General features: G+C 73.1%; 15 protein-coding genes and 1 pseudogene. 4 read left to right on the top strand and 12 right to left on the bottom strand.

What is annotated here, in order from left to right:
* Positions 1 to 58 precede the first annotated feature (58 nt).
* Both ACIF6L_RS03295 and ACIF6L_RS03290 read left to right on the top strand, forming a co-directional pair.
* Complete coding sequence (locus ACIF6L_RS03295) at positions 59 to 1,315, top strand: SPFH domain-containing protein (protein WP_396485993.1); 1,257 nt, start codon at positions 59 to 61, stop codon at positions 1,313 to 1,315.
* Positions 1,312 to 2,406 (top strand): C40 family peptidase, encoded by a 1,095-nt coding sequence (locus ACIF6L_RS03290; protein WP_396485992.1) that lies wholly within the window; start codon positions 1,312 to 1,314, stop codon positions 2,404 to 2,406. The genes ACIF6L_RS03295 and ACIF6L_RS03290 overlap by 4 nt, the downstream gene beginning before the upstream one ends.
* Before the next feature lie 64 nt (positions 2,407 to 2,470).
* Here the strand turns inward: ACIF6L_RS03290 and ACIF6L_RS03285 are convergent, their stop codons facing one another.
* A complete protein-coding gene (locus ACIF6L_RS03285) occupies positions 2,471 to 3,436 on the bottom strand; it encodes an aldo/keto reductase (RefSeq protein WP_396485991.1) in 966 nt (321 codons plus the stop codon).
* A gap of 164 nt (positions 3,437 to 3,600) precedes the next feature.
* Between ACIF6L_RS03285 and ACIF6L_RS03280 the strand changes: the two genes are divergently transcribed.
* On the top strand, positions 3,601 to 3,801 hold the full coding sequence (locus tag ACIF6L_RS03280; protein WP_329488653.1) for a hypothetical protein: 201 nt from the start codon (positions 3,601 to 3,603) through the stop codon (positions 3,799 to 3,801).
* Between the two features lie 54 nt (positions 3,802 to 3,855).
* Here ACIF6L_RS03280 and ACIF6L_RS03275 read toward each other — a convergent pair whose 3' ends face one another.
* The 8 genes and pseudogenes from ACIF6L_RS03275 to ACIF6L_RS03240 form a co-directional block, all read right to left on the bottom strand.
* A complete protein-coding gene (locus ACIF6L_RS03275; protein WP_396485990.1) occupies positions 3,856 to 4,884 on the bottom strand; it encodes an endo alpha-1,4 polygalactosaminidase in 1,029 nt (342 codons plus the stop codon).
* A 22-nt stretch (positions 4,885 to 4,906) separates the two neighbouring features.
* Positions 4,907 to 5,602 carry a spherulation-specific family 4 protein gene (locus ACIF6L_RS03270; RefSeq protein WP_396485989.1) on the bottom strand — a complete coding sequence of 232 codons (696 nt, stop codon included), beginning with the start codon at positions 5,600 to 5,602 and terminating at the stop codon, positions 4,907 to 4,909.
* The gene (locus tag ACIF6L_RS03265) at positions 5,599 to 6,504 is read right to left on the bottom strand and encodes an NAD(P)-dependent oxidoreductase (RefSeq protein WP_359804075.1); all 906 of its coding nucleotides are present in this window, start codon (positions 6,502 to 6,504) and stop codon (positions 5,599 to 5,601) included. Before ACIF6L_RS03265 ends, ACIF6L_RS03270 begins: the two co-directional genes overlap by 4 nt.
* Before the next feature lie 134 nt (positions 6,505 to 6,638).
* Positions 6,639 to 7,346: pseudogene (locus tag ACIF6L_RS03260) on the bottom strand (NDP-sugar synthase); the annotation flags it as partial.
* Between the two features lie 73 nt (positions 7,347 to 7,419).
* On the bottom strand, positions 7,420 to 8,412 hold the full coding sequence (locus ACIF6L_RS03255) for an SDR family NAD(P)-dependent oxidoreductase (protein ID WP_329488650.1): 993 nt from the start codon (positions 8,410 to 8,412) through the stop codon (positions 7,420 to 7,422).
* A gap of 75 nt (positions 8,413 to 8,487) precedes the next feature.
* Positions 8,488 to 10,020, bottom strand: coding sequence for a hypothetical protein (locus tag ACIF6L_RS03250; protein ID WP_396485988.1), 1,533 nt, complete (start codon positions 10,018 to 10,020; stop codon positions 8,488 to 8,490).
* Between the two features lie 150 nt (positions 10,021 to 10,170).
* Positions 10,171 to 11,688 (bottom strand): GT4 family glycosyltransferase PelF, encoded by a 1,518-nt coding sequence (gene pelF, locus ACIF6L_RS03245; protein WP_329488648.1) that lies wholly within the window; start codon positions 11,686 to 11,688, stop codon positions 10,171 to 10,173.
* A 106-nt stretch (positions 11,689 to 11,794) separates the two neighbouring features.
* Positions 11,795 to 14,152 (bottom strand): hypothetical protein, encoded by a 2,358-nt coding sequence (locus ACIF6L_RS03240; RefSeq protein WP_396485987.1) that lies wholly within the window; start codon positions 14,150 to 14,152, stop codon positions 11,795 to 11,797.
* Between the two features lie 413 nt (positions 14,153 to 14,565).
* Here ACIF6L_RS03240 and ACIF6L_RS03235 point away from each other — a divergent pair, with 413 nt between their 5' ends.
* Entirely contained in the window at positions 14,566 to 15,564 is a 999-nt protein-coding gene (locus ACIF6L_RS03235; protein ID WP_396485986.1) for a tyrosine-protein phosphatase, read from the top strand.
* 28 nt (positions 15,565 to 15,592) lie between these two features.
* Here the strand turns inward: ACIF6L_RS03235 and ACIF6L_RS03230 are convergent, their stop codons facing one another.
* From ACIF6L_RS03230 to ACIF6L_RS03220, 3 genes are all read right to left on the bottom strand, one after another.
* A complete protein-coding gene (locus ACIF6L_RS03230; RefSeq protein WP_396485985.1) occupies positions 15,593 to 16,525 on the bottom strand; it encodes an RNA polymerase sigma factor SigF in 933 nt (310 codons plus the stop codon).
* Positions 16,526 to 16,715: 190 nt separating this feature from the next.
* Positions 16,716 to 17,768 (bottom strand): RNA polymerase sigma factor SigF, encoded by a 1,053-nt coding sequence (locus tag ACIF6L_RS03225; RefSeq protein WP_396485984.1) that lies wholly within the window; start codon positions 17,766 to 17,768, stop codon positions 16,716 to 16,718.
* A 271-nt stretch (positions 17,769 to 18,039) separates the two neighbouring features.
* A complete protein-coding gene (locus ACIF6L_RS03220; protein ID WP_329488644.1) occupies positions 18,040 to 18,333 on the bottom strand; it encodes a Dabb family protein in 294 nt (97 codons plus the stop codon).
* Between the last annotated feature and the right edge of the window lie 54 nt (positions 18,334 to 18,387).

Here is an 18,387-nt window from a genome sequence, read left to right as displayed (position 1 = left end):
ACTGCCCGTCAGATCCGGGCCGCCCGTTGCGCGACACACCGAACCCGAGGATCCGTGCATGGACGTCACCCGCGATTCTTCGCAGCGACCCGACAATCTGCCCAAGGCGTTGCCGCCGACCCTGCGGGAACGTTCCGCCTCCGGCTCCAGCCCGATGGCGAGGGCGCCCAAGACGGGCAAACCCATCGACAACGGGCCGGCGACCACGCCGCTGGCGGTCGTCCCCGGTCCGGCGGTCACGCCGGTCGACCTGCGCGACCCGCTGGAGACGGCGGTCCTGGAGGCGGTGGAGCTGCCGGAGGCCACCCCGCCCGGCGCGGTCACCGCGACCACCTCCCGCCGGCCCCCGCGCGCCGACCAGGCGCTGCGCGAGCACGGAGCCGCGGTGCTGCCCGGCTGGATCGCGCTGCTGGCGCTGCTGGCGGGGGTGACCGCCGTCGTGCTGGTCCTGCTGAACGACGGCGTCATCCCGTCCTGGGAGGCGCTGCCCGATCTGCGCGGTGCCGCCGCCCGCGCCAGCGGCGGGGCGGAGGTGACGGTGCGGTCCGGCGTCGCGGTCAGCGCGGCCGGTCTGCTGATCGTCCTCGCGCTGGCCGGGCTGCTGGCCAACGCGGGCGGTGAGACCCGGGTGCTCAGCCGCTGGGGCCGCTACCGCGGCACCGTCCGGCGCACCGGTCTGGTCTGGGTCAACCCGCTGCTGCGCCGGCGCCGGGTGGACGTGCGGCTGCGGCACTGGCGCAGCGAGCCGGTCAAGGTGGTCGACCGGACCGGTACGCCGATCGTCGTGCGGCTGCTGATCGTCTGGCGGGTCAAGGACACCGCCCGGGCGCTGCTGGCGATCGAGGACCACGAGCACTACCTGCGCGAGCAGGTGCAGGCGGTGCTGACCCGGACGGCGTCCATGCTGCCGTGCGACAGCAACGCGGCCCCCGGCCCGGCGCTGCGCGACGGCCAGTGGTTCGCCGACGAGCTGACCAGGGCGCTGGCCGCCGAGGTCGCCCCGGCCGGGCTGGAGGTCTACTCGGCGCAGCCGCTCGCGCTGGACTACGCGCCCGAGGTCGCCGAGTCGATGCGCCGGCGCCGGCTGGCCGACCTGGACGCGGGCCTGCGCACGGTGCTGGTGGACGACGCGGTCGAGGCGGCGGCGCTCGCCGTCCGCCGGCTGGAGCGCGCGACCGCGCACGAGCTGGACGAGGCCGCCCGCAGCGCTCTGATGGAGCAGTTGCTGGTCGCCTTCGTCGCCCCGGCCGGAGTGGCCGCTTCGGTACCGTCCCCGGCCGCCCGGGCCGGGCGGAAGGAAGGACGACCGGCATGAGGATAGCCATCGGCACGGAGACCGGTTTCGAGACCGACGTCGAGGCCGAGTTCGAAGCCGACTTCGAAGCCGAGTTCGAGGCGGAGTTCGCCGGTGCCGGCGCCGCGCTGATCGGTTTCGAGGAGACGCTCGGCAGCATCCCCGCCGTGGCGGGCTGCGGCTGCCCGAACTGCGCGGCCCGGCCGCGCACCGCCCGCCCGGCGGCCGGGACGTCCGGTGGCGCGCGAATACACCGCGCCGTGCGGACCACCTGCCTGGCCACCACCGTGCTGGCGGGAGCCGGCGTGGTCGGTCTGACGGCCGGTGCCGGGTCCGCGCACGCCGCGCCCGGCAAGCAGGGCTGGGACGGCTCGAAGTACTGGTTCAAGGCCGCGAACGGCACCTGGCGCTGGACCGGCCACTACGACGTCTACGCCGCCCGTACCGGCGCGACCGGCGCGACCGGCGAGCCCGGCGCGTCCGGGGGATCCGGCAAGGGATCCGGCAAGGCGGCCGTCTCCAACGGCGCCGCGTCCACGCCGGCGCCCACCTCGTCGAGCGGGTCGTCGAGCGGGTCGTCCTCGGGTCTGCGGCAGGGCTGGGACGGCTCGAAGTACTGGTTCAAGAACGGCAGCGGCGAGTGGCGGTACACCAGCCACTACGACATCTACCTCAGCCGCACCAGCGGGACCGGCGGCGGGTCGGACCCGGCGCCCGACCGGCCGGCCGCCGGGAGCGGGCCGTCCTCCCGCAGCACGCAGTCGGCGATCGACTACGCACTCGCCCAGCTCGGCAAGCCCTACGTCTGGGGCGGCAACGGCCCGTCGGGCTTCGACTGCTCGGGGCTGGTCCAGCAGGCCTTTCGGCGCAGCGGCATCAGCCTGCCGCGGGTGGCGGACGACCAGTACGCGGCCACCACCCCGATCACCGCCGGACAGCTGCACCGCGGTGACCTGCTGTTCTGGTCGGACAGCGGCCGGGCCTCCGGGATCCACCACGTGGGGATCTACCTCGGCGGCGGGAAGTTCGTCGAGGCGCCCCGGCCGGGGAAGACGGTGCGGGTCTCCACCCTCAGCAGCGGCTTCTACCCGACCCATTTCGGGCGCCCGTAACGGCGCGTCCGGCGCGGCGGCCCCCGAGCGGATCGATTCCGCCGGGGGCCGCCGCGCGCCGGGGTCAGGCGGAGGCGGCGTCCAGCAGGGCGAGCTGCTCCGCAGTGAGGCGCAGCGAGGCGGCGGCCAGCAGCGGCGGCAGCTGCTCGACCCGGCGGGCGCTGGCGATCGGCGCGGCGACCGTCGGGCGGGCGGTCAGCCAGGCCAGGGCCACCGTGGCGATTTCCGCCTCGTGCTCGGCGGCGACGGTGTCCAGCGCCTCCAGCACCTTGGGGCCGCGCGGGTCGGCCAGGTAGCGGGAGGCGCCCTCGGAGCGGGCGCTGGCCACCTCGCCGCCGCCGAGCCGGTACTTGCCGGTCAGGAAGCCGGAGGCGAGGGCGTAGTAGGGCACCGTGGCCAGGTCGTGCGCGGCGACCACGTCGGCGAGCGGGCCCTCGAAGGTGGCGCGGGAGACCAGGTTGTAGTGCGGCTGGACGGCGACGTACGCGGCCAGGCCCTCGCGCTCGGAGAAGGCCAGCGCCTCGGCGAGCCGCTCGGCGCCGATGTTGGAGGCGGCGATCTCGCGGACCTTGCCCTCCTTCACCAGGTCGTCCAGGGCGGTGATGAACTCCTCCACCGGGGTGTCGTCGTCCTGGTGGGTGTAGTAGAGGTCGATGTGCTCGATGCCGAGCCGGCGCAGTGAGCCCTCGACCGAGGACTTGATGGTGGCCGCGCCCAGGCCGCGCGCCTCGGGGTGGAGGCCGACCTTGGTGGCGATCACCAGGTCGTCGCGGTTGCCGCGGCTGCGCAGCCAGTCGCCGACTATGCTCTCGGACTCGCCGCCGGTGTTGCCGGGCACCCAGGAGGAGTAGGTGTCGGCGGTGTCGACGAAGTTGCCGCCGGCGGCGGTGTAGGCGTCCAGGACGGCGAACGACTGCTGTTCGTCGGCCGTCCAGCCGAAGACGTTGCCGCCCAGGGAGAGGGGGTGGACGGCGAGGTCGGAGGTGCCGAGCCGGACCCGGCCGGGGGCGTCACTGTGGATTCCGGTCATGACCCGAGTCAACCGGATCGCCCGGACCGGCATTCCGTGGTCGCGGCAGAGTTCACGTACCTGTCGTACTCGCCCCGCCCCGCCGGGGCCGGCGGGGCGGGGCGGGGCGCCGGAGGAGGGTCCGGGGTGTCGGCGGGGTCGGCGGATTCGTTAGAGTCCGTGCCATGGCTGACAACGACTACGACCCCGCCGGCAACACCCAGATGTTCCGGGCGTTCGTCGACGAGACCCCGGCACCCCAGGCTCCGGGCTCCGTCTCCACCTATGGCAGCAGCAGCGGCGGCAACCGGACCGGTCTGATCGCCGTGATCGCCGTCGTCGCGCTGGTCGTGGTGGGCGCCGTCATCTGGCTGGCTGTCAAGTAATCCGTCCGACGGAGTGCCTGGCGGGCCGGTACGCCCTGCTGCCCCGACGGGGCCTCAGCAGGGCTTCCGCCAGGCGTCCAGCTCCAACTTCTTCTGCATAGAGCTGAGGCCCAGCGACTTGGTCCGGGCACAGAACTTCTCCGTGCCGAGCTTGTACTCGACGTGGAAGACCGCCTTGCCCGCCTGGATGAAGGGCGAGAGCCGGGCGCACTCGTCGAACTGCGCGCACTCCTCGTTCACGGCGAAGTCGAAGTCGGGCAGCAGGGCGGGGATCTGGTCCAGGTCGTTCTTCAGGCCGATCGCCATGCCGCGCTCATGGGCGAGCGAGGCCAGCATGCGGTTGTACCGCAGCTGGTCCTCGGCGGTCAGCGGGAAGCCGCTGTTCTGGTTGTAGGCCTCGATGGTGTCCGGTTCGACGGCGTCGAAGCCCTTGCTCCGGCACATGTCGAATCGGGCCGCCATCAGCGGCTTCAGCTGGTCCAGCTTGCGGATGTCGAACCACTTCTCGCCCTTCCAGCCGTTGCCGGAGCCCTGGAGGGCCTTGGTGAAGGCGGCGGCGTCGGGGCGGAAGTCCTCCCAGGAGCCGGCGTTGATGTAGCAGATCACCTTCCGGCCCTTGGCGTGCAGGGCGGCGACCACGGCGGCGTCGGTCTCGAAGCCGTCCACGTCGTAGACCGGGACGTCCACCGACTGGTCGACCCCGCCGCCGAGTTGCCACTGCCAGGCGAGGCCGGGGGTGGGCTGCCAGCGGGCGCCGGCGGGCTGCGCCGGCGTGCCCGGGGTGCCGGGCACCGAGGGGGTGCCCGGGGCCGGCGGCGTGCCCGGTGTTCCCGGGTCGCTCGGCGTGCCCGGGGTGGTCGCGGGCGCCGGGGTGCCGGGGGCGCTCGGTGTCCCGGGGTCGGTCGTCGCGGGTGCGGACGGGGTGCCCGGGACGGGTGCGGCGGTGGCCGCGGGCGGCTGGGAGCCGGTGGCGTCGGCCGAGGTGTCGTCCTCGTCCTCCTGGCCCGAGCTGCTGCACGAGGTCAGCACCAGGGCGGTGGTCAGGGCGAGGGCGGCCAGCAGGGGCCGGGTGGGACGGGTCACGGTACTCGAACTCCGGGTGGGGTCAGGTCGGTTCGGTGACAGCCAGGGCGTGCGGCAGGGTGCTCCAGGGGTTCTCCCCGGCGCCCGGGACCGCGCAGCCGACGCCGGCCCGGCGGGCGGTGATCAGCGCGGCGGCCTCCCCGGCCTCCTCGGCGGGGACGTCGTACACCAGGTGGCAGAACCGGGCGGCGGCGTGCCGGCCGGTCCAGACCGGCAGGGTCATCGCGCGGTACGCCTCCCAGTCCCCCTCGAAGGTGACGAGCAGGTCGGCGAGTCCGACCTCGGCGTAGCCGGGATCGGGGTGGTCGCCGTGGCCGAACACCACGGTCGCGCAACCGGCGGCGCGGGCCGCGGTGGCGAGCCGCCGGTAGTGCGCCAGCGCACCCGGATGGGTGGCGACCTGGTCGAAGTAGACGCCGGTGATGCCATGCCGCTGACGGTACGTCAGGATGTCGTCTACCACGGCGGCGTGGGGTCGTCGGCCGTAGTCGGTGTCGGCGTAGCCGAGCAGCGGGAGGCCCGCCTTGCGCAGCTCGTCGGCGGCCTCGGCGAAGACGTTGTCGGGGACGGCGCCGGGGCCGTCGGCCAGGTTCAGCACGACGGCGGCGATCCGGCCCGGGTCGGCGGCGGCGACCGCCTGCCAGGCCGCCGGGTCCACCGCGGGGTGGACGTACAGCGGCACCAGCAGGCGGCCGTCGACAGGGCTCGCGCCGGTCATCCGGTGACCAGGGGATCGGTGCTGAGCCAGAGGTCGCGCAGGGTGTCGGCGAGGTCCGTCTCCGGGTGCCAGCCGAGCTCCCGGGCGGCGGCCGAGACCTCGGCCTGCTGCCAGGAGACGGCGGCCGAGCGTTCGGAGCCGGCGCCGCTCTCGTCGATCCGGCCGGTGAACCCGGCCGCGGCGGCCAGGCCGTCCGCGATCGCCCGGACCGGCTTGGCCCGCCCGGAGGCGAGGTTGAGCACCCGGGGCAGCGGGTGCTCGGCGGCGACGGCCAGGCCGACCGCGCGGGCGACGTCCCGGGCGTCGACGAAGTCGCGGTGGGCCGAGAGGTCCCCGACCTCCACCACGCCGTCGGCGCCCTGCGGCGCGGCCCGGCGCAGCTCGGCGGCGAGCCGGCCGGGCAGCGAGCCGGCCGGTGCGCCCGGTCCGACCGGGTTGAACACCCGCAGCACCACGGCGTCCAGCGGCGAGCCGGCCACCGCGAGGGAGCCGGCCAGCTTGGTCGCGCCGTAGACGCCGACCGGGCGGGCGTCGGCGTCCTCGGCGAGGGAGCTGCCGGGCTCGCAGACGCCGTACTCGCCGGCCGAGCCGATGTGCACCAGCCGGGCCTTCGGCGCGCCCTGGGCCAGGGCCTCGCAGAGCACGGCCGGGCCGCGCGCGTTGACCTCGGCGAGCGTGACCGCGCTGCCGGACACCGCGCCGGCGAAGTTCACCACCGCGTCCGGGGCGAGCGCGGCCAGCTCCTCGCCGAGCGGACCGGCCTGCGCGGTGGCGAGGTCCAGGCGCAGGTCGTGGTCGGGCCGCCGCCCGGCGGTCAGCACGGTGGCTCCGGGCAGTGACCGCAGGACGGTGGCGGCGTGCCGGCCGAGGAAGCCGTCCACGCCGAGCAGCAGGATTCTCACGCGGCCCGTCCGTCGTTCTCGGGGCCAGTCGCGGCGGAGGCCGTCGGCTGCCCGTCGGCGGCGTCCGCCGCGGTGCGGGCGGCCGGGACCGCCGCTCCCGGGCCGTTCGGCACGGCGTACAGGCCCTCGGGCTCGCCCGGGAGCAGCACCGAGCGGTTGAGCGCGAACTCGGCGTTGGCCCGGTCGTAGTCGTCCGGGCGGCCGATGTCGAGCCAGTAGCCGCCGAACTCGTAGGCGGCCGGCGGGGTCTGCGCGGCGAGCAGGTCGAGCACCAGCTCGTCGAAGCCCAGCGGCAGGCCCGGGGTGTAGGCGGCGAGCGCCGAGCGCGACACGCCGTAGACACCCATCGAGACCCGGTAGTCGATGGTCGGCTTCTCCTGGAAGCCGGTGATCGAGCCGGACTCGGTGGTCAGCACACCGAAGTCGATCCTGACCTGGCGGGCGTAGGTGGCGATGGTGAGCGGCGCCCCGGAGGACTCGTGGTGCTTGAGCACCCCGGCGAAGTCCAGGTCGGTGAGGATGTCGCCGTTCATCACCAGGAAGTGCTCGGGCAGCCGGTCCTGCATGGTGAGCAGCGGGCCCATGGTGCCGAGCGGGCTGTCCTCGACGGCGTAGCCGACCCGGAGCCCCCACTGGGAGCCGTTGCCGACGTAGGCGCGGATGATGTGGCCGAGGTGGCCGATAGCCAGGGTGACGGAGGTGAAGCCCGCCGCGGCGAGCTGGCGCATCACGATCTCCAGGATCGCGTGCTGGTCGCCGATCGGGACGAGCGGCTTGGGGAGGGCGGTGGTGTAGGGACGAAGGCGAACGCCCTTGCCACCGGCCAGGATCACTGCGTGCATGGTGTTTCCCCCACGGAAGTATGGTGCGACAGGAGCCTTGTGGTTGCCGGTGCTGCCAGTGAGGTGCGGCAGGTCAGACGTTGTAGATGTCGGTCTTGTAGCGCGCCAGGTTGGCGGGGTCACGGAAGAACTCGATGGTCTGCTCAAGGCCCTGCTCCAGGGAGAACTCCGGGGCCCAGCCGGTGGCCGTGCGCAGCCGGGTCGCGTCGGCGACCAGGCGCATCACCTCGGAGTTGGCCGGACGGATGCGCTGCTCGTCCTCCTTCACCGTGAGGTCGGCGCCCATCAGCTTGCCGATCAGGACGACCAGGTCGCCGACCGAGATCTCGCCGCCGGTGCCGGCGTTGAAGGTCCTGCCGACCACGGTCTCGGCCGGGGCGGTGCCGACCGTGCGGAAGGCGTTGGCGGTGTCCTTCACGAAGGTGAAGTCACGGGTCGGGCGCAGGTCGCCCAGGGTGATCTCGCGCTCGCCGGCTGCCACCTGGGCGATCACGGTGGGGATGACGGCGCGCATCGACTGGCGCGGGCCGAAGGTGTTGAACGGGCGCAGCGTGACGACCGGGGTCTCGAAGCTCGCGTAGTAGCTGTCGGCGAGCCGGTCCCCGCCGGCCTTGGAGGCGGCGTACGGGGACTGGGTGTTGATCGGGTGGTCCTCGGTGATCGGCACGGTCTGCGCGGTCCCGTAGGTCTCGCTGGTGGAGGTGTGCACCAGGCGCGGCACGTCGAGGTGGCGCACCGCCTCCAGCACGTTGAGGGTGCCGGTGACGTTGGTGTCGACGTAGGAGTGCGGAGCCCGGTAGGAGTACGGGATCGCGATCAGGGCGGCCAGGTGGTAGACCGCCTCGGTGCCCTTGACCAGGCCGGTGACGGAGCCCGGGTCCCGGACGTCGCCGAGGACGATCTCGACGGAGTCCAGCACCTCCTTGGGGAGGGTCTCCAGCCATCCGAAGGAGGAGAAGGAGTTGTACTGCACCATGGCGCGGACCTGATGGCCGTCCGCGACCAGGGTCTCGACGAGGTGGGAGCCGATGAAGCCCTCGGCTCCGGTAACGGCGACGTTGCTCATCCGGTAGATCGCTTTCTGCTCTGGTACGGGTGGGGACGGCTGGGCGCGGAACGGTGGTGACCCAGCACTGGTGGTTCAGCGGTGCCTGGTGGTGCGGCCGAGCACAGGCCCGGCGATGGCGGTGAGGACCGCGGCCGCGGCCCCGCAGCCGATCAGCTGCAGGACGGTCGGGTCGACACCGGTCAGCAGTCCGGCGCACTCGGCGCCCGCGGCTGCCAGACAGATCAGGGCGGTGCTCCAGCTGAACCCGAAGGCGTTCAGCAGCAGCGCCAGCCAGAGGGAGCCGCCGAGCAGCAGCAGCGCACCGAGCTCCGGGACCCCGAGCGCCGGGGCGCCGGGCCAGAGCACGGTGGCGGCGGCGTCCAGCGCGGCCACGGTGGTGAGGTAGATGAACAGGCAGCCGAGCAGCACGCCGGCGGTGCGGCGGGCGAACGCGGCCGGGGTGTGGCTGGTCCGCAGCCCGGCCACGGCCATCGCCCGGTAGCGGAACAGCAGCCACTCGGCGAGCCCGAGGCTGAGCGTCAGCGCGATCATGGCCGGCCCCGTCGGGCTGGCGGACGCGCCTTCCGCGGCCCCGGTGCGGACCGCCTGGTGGACGGTCGTGCCGAGGCCGGCGATCATGGTGAGGGTGCCGACGGCCAGGCCGAACAGCAGGTGCGGCACCTCCTTGCGGAGCGGGAGCCTGAGCACCGTGGTGTCCTGCTCGCTGCGCAGGCAGCGGACGACCTCCCGGCCGGCCAGGCCCACCGCGAGCGCGAGCGAGGCCAGCAGCACGACCGTCCGGACGAGTTGCGGCACGTCCACGGCCAGCACCACGCCGGCCCCGATCGCCGACGGTGCCAGTGCCACCAGCAGGAACTTCTCCCGCCCGAGCACCAGCAGGACGGTGGCCGCCGCCAGGTAGCCGGACTGCCCGGCGGCGAAGCAGAGCGCACCGAGCGGACCGCCGATCACGTAGCCGGCGACGGCGGAGACCAGTGCGCCCAGCGGTGCGCCGACCGCCAGGCAGACGCCGGCCGCACGCCGCCGGCCGCGGCCCAGCCAGGCGTACGAGCGGTGCGCCAGCGCCTGGTTCCACGACCAGCTGACCAGGGTGGCGACGGAGAGCGCGAGCATCCCCGAGGGGAGGCCGAAGCGCATCCGGGTGGCCGCGAACAGGTTGGCGCCGAGCAGGTAGCCGAGGCCGGGCAGGGCGAACACCAGGCCGCGCACGACGCACCGCCAGGGGTCGGCCCGCCAGGGGTTGGCGAACTCGGAGCTCGGTCCCGGGTAGCGGCGCTCGACCTTCTCGAACAGCTCCTCGGCGACGGTGAACGCGTCGGGGCGGCCGTACAGCAGCCCGGCCTGCTCGTCGGAGAGGCCGTCGGACTCCAGGAAGGCCGCGATCTCGTAGGGGTGGACGGCGTCGGCGCAGACGTCGGCGAGCCGCTCGGCGAGCTCGTCCAGCGGGTCCGGGGAGAGCTCCAGCTGCTCCTCGGGCTCGGGGACGGGCCGCTGCGCGGGCAGTACGGGCCGGCGGCGCCCCCTCGGGAGGGTGCGCAGCTGTACGGTCTGCTCGGCCCAGTCGGGGCCGGCCTCGTCGGGCACCAGGCGGAGCGGGCCGCTCATGCGCCCACCTCGCTTCGCTCGGCAGCCGCTTCGCGGGACGCGCAGCTTGTGATGGTTCGCTCCCTGCGGTCGTTCACGCGCCCACCTCGCTTCGCTCGGCAGCCGCTTCGCGGGACGCGCAGCTTGTGATGGTTCGCTCCCTGCGGTCGTTCACGCGCCCACCTCGCTGCGTTCGGCGGCCGCTTCGAGGGGCACCGGGTCGTCCCAGTCCGCGTCGGACGCGCCGTCGGTGACGGCGACGACGCCGTTCGGCAGCCAGCGGGAGGTGCCCAGCAGCTCGGTGTAGATGCCGCGGAAGCCGTCGATGTTCTGGCGGAGCGTGAACTGCTCGATCACCCGCAGCCGGGCCTGCTCGCCGAGCCGGGCCCGGCGCTCCGGGTCGCGCAGCAGCTCGACGGCGGCGGCCGCCATCGGTTCGGGTTCGCGCGGCGGGACGACCAGACCGGTGTCGCCGACGGCCTCACGCACGCCGCCCACGTCGGTCGAGACCGTGGAGCGGCCGCAGGACATCGCTTCGATCAGGGTGAACGGGAAGCCCTCGCTGATGCTGGAGAGCATCACCACGTTCCCCGCCGCGTACGCGTCGGTGATGTCCGCGACGCGGCCTTCGAAGGCCACCGAGTCGGCGACGCCGAGCTCGGCGGCCAGGGCTATGCAGCGGTCGCGGTAGGCCTCGCCGCCCTTGGGCGTGCCGCCGAACAGCCGCAGCCGCGCGTCGGGTATCTCGTCGCGGACGATGGCGAAGGCGCGGATCAGCGTCTCCAGGTCCTTGATCGGGTCGACCCGGCCGGCCCAGCTGAGGGTGGGCGTCTCGGGCTCCGGCCCGGCGGGCGGGAAGGCCGCCGGGTCCACGCCGTTGTAGACGGTCCGGATGTGCGCGGACGGCGTGCCGCCGCGCTCCTCCCAGCGCCGGTTGTACCGGTTGCCGGGGGTGACCAGCGCGGCCCGCCGGTAGCTCTCCTCGGCGAGCATCCGGTAGAAGCCCAGCAGCAGCGCCTTGACCGGCCAGCGGTAGGGGCCGGTGCGGTAGCCGAGGTAGCGCTCGCGCAGGTAGATGCCGTGCTCGGTGAGGAGAAACGGTACGCCGTACTGCTGCGAGGCGATCAGCCCGGGCAGGGTGGCGAGGCCGCCGCTCGCCGCGTGCGCGACGCCGTCCTGGGGCGGCTCGACCGACAGCGGGCGCAGCGCGTGCTCCAGCAGGTCGGTGGCGTTGAGCGCGTCGTGCAGGGTGGGCCGGGAGACGCCGGTGGAGAGGTAGTCGCGGGTCCAGACGTGCTGGAGGGTGCGCAGGGCGCGCTCGCTGCGCAGCGCCGGGCTGAGCAGCCCGCGCCGGGCGAGGTCGGCGAAGCCGTACAGCTCGGTGCCGAAGTGGGTGGTGTAGACGGGGTCCAGGATGGAGTGCAGGAAGCGCTCGTACGCGTTGAGGAAGCGGCGCATCTCGCGGCCGCGGGGTGCTCTGCCGTCGGCGGCAGGGCCCCAGAGCGGTGCGGTCGTGACGGACCGCACGTTGGCGGGCAGCTCCCAGGCCAGCGGTTCGTGGCCGGTCCCGGTGACGGCGATGACGTCGAAGTCGACGTCCGGCATGCCCTGGACGAGCTGGTCGCACCAGACGCTCACACCGCCGTGCTGGTGCGGGTACGTCCCCTCGGTGAGCAGGGTGACGCGCATTCCTGTCCCCCCTCCTGTCCTTGCGTCAAGCGGCCGGCCTGGACGGCCGGGCCCGGTGGCCGGTGGTGGGGCGGGCCGTCGCCCGTCCCACCACCGGTGTCACCTGTTAGCGGGTGCCGGACTGGCCGGCGGTCTTCTTGGTCGGGTCGGCCTTCCCCCCGGAGGCCTTGCCGGTCTGGGCGCCGCCCTTGGCGTTGCCCTTGGTGCTGCTCTTGCCGGCCGTGACGCCCTTGCCCGGCACCGGGACCCCGCTACCGGGGACCAGCGTCGGGGCGTCGGTCCGGGCGGTGTCGCCCGGGCCGGCCGGGACGGCGTCGGCGGTGCCCTGGGGCACGACCCTCTTGTCGGCCGGCGCCGGAGCGGTCAGCGTCTTGGCGGTGTTCGGCGCGGCGGCCGGAGCCGCCGGGGTGACCGCCGCGGCCAGCTTGAGCTGGACGCTGCTCTGGAGCGCTCCGGGCTTCACCCAGCCGGACAGCGTACCGGCGTAGGCGGTGCCGAACGCACCCGAGCCGATCGCGAGCTTCTGGGTGGTGCCGGTCGGCATGGTGGCCTGCACCTGGACGCCGGCCGGAGCGCTCACCGTGACGGTGTCGCCGACCCGGTAGGCGGTGACCTGGCCGGCGGTGAGCGCCGCGTTCCAGGCCGCGCGGCGCTGGAACTCGGCGCCGAGGTCCTTCTGCGCCAGGTTCACGATCGGCGCGTTGTCGGCGTGCAGCGCGCGGTAGGTGGAGAGGACCTTCTCCAGCACCGGGTAGACGATCCGGTCCTCGGACAGGTTCGACTGGTGGATGAAGTGCGGTCGCGGGTCGTTGCTCAGCACGTGGCCGAGGTCGATCCGGGCCTCCAGCGGCACGATGTACGACTGGTAGCCGGTGTTCACGTCCAGCGGCGTCGGCAGGCAGGTGGAGTTGGCGTTGTTCTCGCAGACCCCGCTGCCGCCGTTGGCCACGCTGGTGTAGATCCAGTTGTACTCGTCCGTCTCCTCCTTCGCCGTGGCGGCGTTGTAGAAGACGTTCATCGGGTACCGCGGCACGGTCAGCACCGACGAGCCGACGGCCCGCTGGCCGGTCTCGCGGGAGGCGTCGCTGGCCGTCCACTTCACGCCGTTGGCGACCAGCGAGGGAGCCAGGTACGGGTTGTCGCTGGTCTCCTGCGGAGCAGTCAGCAGGCCCGAGTGCTCACCGGTGACCAGCTCGGTCTTGTCGATGTGCAGGTTGCGCGCCGCGGCCCAGTCGATGTTGTTCTTGATCTGGGACGTGATGGTGGCCTGGTCGACCCAGACGGTGTTGCCGGCGGTGTCCTTGGTGCACTTCCACGGCACCACCGAGACGTCCTGGAGGCAGCCCAGGTACGGGTGGGTGTAGGTGTGGTTGACCCACCGGTAGCTGGTCTGGTCGGCGACCATCTGGTCCACCACCGGGTCGGTGGTGACGGAGTGGTCGGCCTTCCAGTCCTCGCTGCCGCCGCCGTTGAACACCATGTCCATGGTGAAGTTGTTGGCGGTCTGCCACTGCTTGGCGTACTGCGCGTCGGCGACCGTCATCCGGATCGGGTCGGCCGTCTCCGGGGTGCCGGGCGGGCAGGTGACGTCACCGGGGGTGCACTTCAGCACGGTGTCCCAGCGGTCGTCCGCCAGGAAGACGTCGTCCACGTGGGCCGCGAAGTAGTTGCGGTCGTAGCCGAGGTGGACGCCCTGGGTTATCCAGTCGACTATGCCGCGCGCCAGCAGGCGGTACTGCTGCTGGTACTGGTTGTAGACGAAGGTGACGACCAGCTCCTTGCGGCCGTCGTGGCTGTACTCGCCGACCAGCGAGCCCTTGGTGGTGGTGCCCGGGATGGTCGTCTCGACCAGCGGGGTGAAGCTCGCACCGGCCGGCAGGGTGGTCAGCGGGGTGGCGAGGAAGCCGTAGCTCTCGCCGACCGCCGGGTCGTTGTCCTCGAACGGGACGCTGCCCTTGAGGTAGCCGAACGGACCCGCGAGACCGGCCGTGGAGACCTGGCCCTGGAAGCCGTCGAGGCTGCCCATGTAACCCGGGTCGGCGGCGTAGTTCAGGCCGACCTCCGGCCTGGCGTAGGTGTACGCGTCGACCTGGCGCACGCCGAACGCCGCCTCGTAGGCGGCGATCGCGGCCATCTCGGCGGAGCCGGCCGCGAACGGGTTGTCGTTGGGCAGCACGATGCCCTGGAACTTGCCGCGCGGCTGGCCGTTGAGGCTGTCGCTGAGGAAGGCCGCATTGATCACCGGGCGTCCGGCGTCGTTGAGGTCGACCAACTTGTACGGGGTGCCCTGGCTCTTCAGCTCGGCCGCGATGGCCGCCGAGGCGGGGCCGCCGTCGCTGATCACCAGGACCGTGAGGTCGATCCTGGGTGCTGCGGTGGCACCGTGTGCGAGGGATGACTGCAGGCCGCCGGCCAGCAGGACTGCTGCCGCGCAGGCGGCAACTCTTCGGGTCGCTCGACCCATGTGTGTTCCTCCCCTGGGCAGGGCGCTTTCGCTGCTCGACGCTCGCCTGCCCGGTCGCTGTTCGCGGGCAGCAGGCTGCCCGGCGCCCATCCTGGTGGAGACTCCGCACCGATTGGGACCAAATGGGCAGGAGTGCAGCGAATCTGTTACCAACGTTCATGGCGATGCCATGAAGGCGCTGATTGTGACCGGAAGAGCGCCTGTTGCGCAAATAATGAATTGAGAATTAAAAACGGCGCCGGAGCGTTACCGCTGGTCACCGACCGTGCGGTGATGACATGTATGCCGCGCCCTACACTGGCGGCGTTGCGCATGACACTCTTGCACATCCCCCTGTTCCGTCGGGCAGGTTCATGCAATATCGCGTCGGGTTGTGCCACGGCACCGCTCGAATATCCAATGGAGGCCGCCGCGTGACCGAGCAGCAGACCGAGACCGCCGCAATCGAGGCCCTGCGGAATGCCGTGGGGACGTCGGTGGAGGGCGACCGGGACGGTGCCCGGGAAGAGGTCCCGGAGCCCGCTCCGGAAGCCGCCCAGCAGGCCCGGAGCCTCGGCCTGCGGGGCGCCGTCAACGCCCGCGATCTCGGTGGCTACCGGACGGCCGACGGACGGGTGCTGAAGCACGGCGCCGTGCTGCGCAGCGACGGCCTCAACCGCCTCACCGACGAGGACCTCGACCTGCTCGCGGAGCTCGGCCTGCGCCAGGTCGTCGACCTGCGCAGCCTCGACGAGGTCCGCGAGGCCGGCCCCGACCGGGTCCGCGGCCTGCCGGTGGCCGTGATCGCGGCCGCCGAGCTGTCCGCCGCGCCCATCACCGTCGAGCGCACCGCCCCGGACGGCGTGACCCTGCACCACCTGCCGGTCTTCGCCGCGGATTTCGACATCTACGTCGCGCTGCGCGACGCCCTGGCCGACCGCAGCCCGGAGAAGCAGCGCGCCCTGCTCGGTGACGGCCGGGCCGCCGCGATGATGACCGGCCTCTACCGGTGGTTCGTGACCGACCCGGTGGCCCGCGAGCGGTTCGCCACCGTGCTGCGCCTGCTGGCCGCGCCCGACGGCGCGCCGCTGCTGTTCCACTGTTCGGCCGGCAAGGACCGCACCGGGTGGACGGCGGCCGTCCTGCTCACCGCCCTCGGGGTGGACCGCGAGACGGTCTTCGCCGACTACCTGCTGACCAACGAGCGCTCCGCCGCGATCGTCGACACCATCGTGGACAGCTTCGGCACCCGCGGCCTGATGCAGGAGCCGGAGCTGCTGCTCCCGGTGTTCCGGGCGGAGCGCGACTACCTGGAGGCGGCCTTCGAGGAGGTCGAGGCCGGCTGGCCCGACTTCGCGTCGTTCTGGCGGGACGGCCTGGGCCTGGACGACGCCGTGCTGGCGGGCCTGCGGGCCAACCTGCTCGTACCCTGAGTCGCCCCGGCCCGGCCCGGGCCCCGGCTCACCCCTCGCTGATCAGGCCCTCGCGCAGCTGTGTGAGGGTCCTGGTCAGCAGTCGGGACACGTGCATCTGGGAGATGCCGATCTCCTCGCCGATCTGCGACTGGGTGAGGTTGCCGAAGAACCGCAGCATGATGATCCGGCGCTCGCGCGGCGGGAGCTTGGCCAGCAGCGGCTTCAGCGACTCGCGGTACTCCACGCCCTCCAGCGCGAGGTCCTCGTAGCCGAGCCGCTCGGCCAGCGGGCCGTCGCCGTCCTCCTCGCCGGGGCTGGAGTCCAGGGAGCTGGCGGTGTAGGCGTTGCCCACCGCGAGCCCCTCGACCACGTCCTCCTCGCTGACGCCGAGGCAGACGGCCAGCTCGGCGACGGTGGGGGAGCGGTCCAGCTTCTGGGCCAGGTCGTCACCGGCCTTGGTGAGCGCCAGCCGCAGCTCCTGCAGGCGCCGGGGCACCCGGACCGACCAGCTGGTGTCCCGGAAGAAACGCTTGATCTCGCCGACCACCGTCGGCATCGCGAAGGTGGGGAACTCCACCCCGCGGTTCGGGTCGAACCGGTCGATCGCCTTGATCAGGCCGATCGTGCCGACCTGGACGATGTCCTCCATCGGCTCGTTGCGGCTGCGGAAGCGCGCGGAGGCGTACCGGACCAGCGGCAGGTTGAGCTCGATCAGGGTGTCACGGACGTAGGTGTGCTCGGCGCTGTCGGCCTCCAGGGCGGCGAGCCGCTGGAAGAGCGAGCGCGAGAGCGTCCGGGTGTCCAGCCCGGGGCCCGGCGGCGCCTGCGGCGCGGCGGCGGCCGCCGCGGCCGGCGCGGGGTCGATCTCGGCGACGGACGGTGCGTCCGGGCCCCGCTGGAGCGGGATCCGGTCGACGGCGACCGCGGTGCCATGGGCCTGACCAGCGTGGATCTCCGCAGTGCCCAGGTCTCCGGACATGCACCCACCCCCTTGTGACTGACAGTTGAACGGATTCCGTCGCGCGGTGGTTCCCGAGGACGCCCTCCCCCTGCATACCGGAACACAGTCCCCGGCAAACCCGAAGGTCGCAAGACGTCACGCGGCGGTAACGCGCAGCAATCCCGGGCGGGTCCAGTGGTTCGCGGTGTTCTGTCCGTGATTGTGACGGTCAGTCTTCCCAGGAATTGCCGGTCCGAAGCCTGGTCAGGATCCGCGAGAGCAGGCGGCTGACGTGCATCTGCGACATCCCCAGCTCGGTGCTGATCTGGGACTGCGTCAGGTTGGCGAAGAACCGCAGCATGACGATCCGCCGCTCCCGCTCGGGCAGCTGGACCAGCAGGTGGCGGACCATGTCCCGGTGTTCGACCTCGGCCAGCGCCGAGTCCTCGTAGCCGAGCCGGTCCAGCAGGGCAAGCCCGCCCTCGTGCTCCTGGGCCGCCTCCAGGGAGGCCGCGTTGTAGGCCCGGCCGGCGTCCAGGCAGGCCCGGACGTCCTCCTCCGGGATGCGCAGGCTGGCGGCGATCTCGGGCACCTTGGGGGCCCGTCCGTGCACCACCGTCAGCTCCTCCATCGCGCCGCTGACCTGGACCCAGAGCTCCTGGAGCCGGCGCGGGACGTGCATGGTGCGGACGTTGTCGCGGAAGTAGCGCTTGATCTCGCCCAGGATGGTCGGCAGCGCGTAGGTCGGGAACTGCACGCCGCGGTTCGGGTCGAACCGGTCGATCGCGTTGATCAGGCCGATCGTGCCGACCTGGACGACGTCCTCCATCGGCTCGCTGCGGCTGCGGAAGCGGGTGGCCGCGTAGCGCACCAGCGGGATGTTGACCTCGATCAGCGCCGCCCGGACCCGCTCCCGCTCGGGGGCGTCCGGGGGCAGTTCGGCGAGCCGCTCGAACAGCACCCGGGTGAGCGTCCGGACGTCCACCACCGGGCGGCCGCCGGGGCCGCGCAGGCCGTCCGGGCGGAGCTCGCCGGCCGGGCCGATGACGGTGGCCAGGACCTCGTCCCCGGGCGGGGGCGCCGGGCGACCGGCGTCCGGTGCGGCGGCCGGGGCCGGGGCCGGGGCCTGCGCCTGGGTCGGGGCCTGGGTCTGCGCCGGGGCCTGGGCGGTGGTCGGACCGGCGGTCTGGACGACGGACTGGACGACGGTCTCCGCGGTGATCTGCCCGGCGGCTTGGCCGGTGCCGGTGTCCGGCGCACTCCCTGGTGTCCGCACGGACACGTCACCCCTCCCAAAGTCGACAAACGGTGGGACTTGCGGATCGGGTGTCGCGGCTCGATTCACCACCTCGCCGTGTCCGGCAAAACCGGTCATAGCATCACAAGCCGGGCGCAGGTCGGGCAAGTACCGAGGGGAGGTGTGTTGGTGCGGCGCCGGTGCGCCACCCGGCCCCCCGGGTGGCGCGGCCCCGGGGGCGGTTTCCGGACAGCGCAAGGCGCCCCGCCCGGGACCCGGGCGGGGCGCCTGCGGCCGTCCGGGGGACGGTCCGGGGTCAGACCTCGATGTCGGCGATCACCCAGGTGGCGAACTCCCGCCACTGACCGGCCGCGGCCTGGTGGGCCGGGTGGGTGAGGTAGGCCTGCAGCGCCGCACGGTCCTCGACCAGGCTGTTGATCGCGTAGTCGTGGGCGATGTCGCGCTCGGTGGTGTTCCAGCCGCACTCCCACTCGCGCAGCTCGGGGATGACCGGGCCGAGCGCCTCGAAGGCCTCGGCGCCGGCGAGCGCCCGCTCGTCGTCCTTGCTGACGCCTTCGTTGAGCTTGAACAGGACCAGGTGCCGGATCACGATGCCGCTCCTCGCGGACGGGGGACTGAGGGTCCCGCACACCGTAGCCGGAGC

It is taken from the genome of Kitasatospora sp. NPDC086009, assembly GCF_044540385.1.
Lineage (GTDB): Bacteria > Actinomycetota > Actinomycetes > Streptomycetales > Streptomycetaceae > Kitasatospora.
The sequence above is the reverse complement of the archived record's forward strand: the minus strand, read 5'-3'. Positions and strand labels throughout refer to the sequence as shown.

Excerpts from the sequence above, each read along its gene's own strand:
- ACIF6L_RS03295 (WP_396485993.1), top strand. The coding sequence starts at position 59 with ATGGACGTCACCCGCGATTCTTCGCAGCGACCCGACAATCTGCCCAAG.
- ACIF6L_RS03290 (WP_396485992.1), top strand. The coding sequence starts at position 1,312 with ATGAGGATAGCCATCGGCACGGAGACCGGTTTCGAGACCGACGTCGAG.
- ACIF6L_RS03285 (WP_396485991.1), bottom strand. The coding sequence starts at position 3,436 with ATGACCGGAATCCACAGTGACGCCCCCGGCCGGGTCCGGCTCGGCACC.
- ACIF6L_RS03280 (WP_329488653.1), top strand. The coding sequence starts at position 3,601 with ATGGCTGACAACGACTACGACCCCGCCGGCAACACCCAGATGTTCCGG.
- ACIF6L_RS03270 (WP_396485989.1), bottom strand. The coding sequence starts at position 5,602 with ATGACCGGCGCGAGCCCTGTCGACGGCCGCCTGCTGGTGCCGCTGTAC.
- ACIF6L_RS03255 (WP_329488650.1), bottom strand. The coding sequence starts at position 8,412 with ATGAGCAACGTCGCCGTTACCGGAGCCGAGGGCTTCATCGGCTCCCAC.
- ACIF6L_RS03250 (WP_396485988.1), bottom strand. The coding sequence starts at position 10,020 with ATGAGCGGCCCGCTCCGCCTGGTGCCCGACGAGGCCGGCCCCGACTGG.
- pelF (WP_329488648.1), bottom strand. The coding sequence starts at position 11,688 with ATGCGCGTCACCCTGCTCACCGAGGGGACGTACCCGCACCAGCACGGC.
- ACIF6L_RS03240 (WP_396485987.1), bottom strand. The coding sequence starts at position 14,152 with ATGGGTCGAGCGACCCGAAGAGTTGCCGCCTGCGCGGCAGCAGTCCTG.
- ACIF6L_RS03230 (WP_396485985.1), bottom strand. The coding sequence starts at position 16,525 with ATGTCCGGAGACCTGGGCACTGCGGAGATCCACGCTGGTCAGGCCCAT.